The organism is Mycobacterium sp. E2497 (genome assembly GCF_001668695.1).
GTDB lineage: Bacteria > Actinomycetota > Actinomycetes > Mycobacteriales > Mycobacteriaceae > Mycobacterium.
Map to the genome: position 1 here is coordinate 1 of NZ_LZKD01000097.1, position 836 is coordinate 836.

Annotated in this window: 2 protein-coding genes; one reads left to right on the forward strand and one right to left on the reverse strand. The window is 64.4% G+C overall.

The window, feature by feature from the left end; all coding sequences use genetic code 11:
- The coding region (locus tag A5713_RS07430) for a class I SAM-dependent methyltransferase (protein ID WP_068094137.1) at positions 1–701 on the forward strand (701 nt) is incomplete at its 5' end.
- Between the two features lie 21 nt (positions 702–722).
- Here the strand turns inward: A5713_RS07430 and A5713_RS27395 are convergent.
- Positions 723–836 (reverse strand): class I SAM-dependent methyltransferase (locus tag A5713_RS27395; protein WP_197516327.1); only part of this gene is annotated, 114 nt, incomplete at its 5' end.

Genomic DNA, 836 nt, shown 5'->3' on the forward strand with positions numbered 1-836 from the left:
TGGCGCTGGGCAAGTTGAAGCTCGAGCCGGGGATGACGCTGCTCGACATCGGCTGCGGCTGGGGCGCCACCATGCGGCGGGCCATTGAGAAGTACGACGTGAACGTCGTGGGCCTGACATTGTCGGAGAACCAGGCCGAGCATGTGCAGAAGACGTTCGACCAGATGGACACGCCCCGCACCCGGCGGGTGCTGTTGGAGGGGTGGGAGAAGTTCCACGAGCCCGTCGACCGCATCGTCTCGATCGGCGCCTTCGAGCACTTCGGCCGCCAACGCTACGGGCGCTTCTTCAAGATGGCCTACCAGGCGCTGCCGTCCGACGGGGTGATGTTGCTGCACACCATCGTTCGCCCGTCCTTCAAAGACGCCCGGGCGCGGGGCATGAAGCTGACCCACGAGATCGTGCACTTCTCGCAGTTCATCTTGACCGAGATCTTCCCCGGCGGGTGGCTGCCGACACCGCAGACCGTCGGCGAGTACGCGGTCACGGCCGGCTTCGAGCTGACCCGGGTCCACTCGCTGCAGCTGCACTACGCGAGGACCCTGGAGACCTGGGCTGCCGCCCTCGAGGCCAATCGCGAGCAGGCCGTCGCCATCCAGTCACAAGAGGTCTACGACCGCTACATGAAGTACCTGACCGGCTGTGAGAACTTCTTCCGCAAGGGCATCAGCAATGTCGGGCAGTTCACCCTCGTGAAGTAGGTGGCGAGGGGCCGGGGACCGCTACTTTTCCAGCGTGAACTGGTCGACGTCCGTGTAACCCTGGCGGAACAGCTTCGCGCAGCCGGTCAGGTACTTCATGTAGCGGTCGTAGACCTCTTGTGACTGGATGGCGAC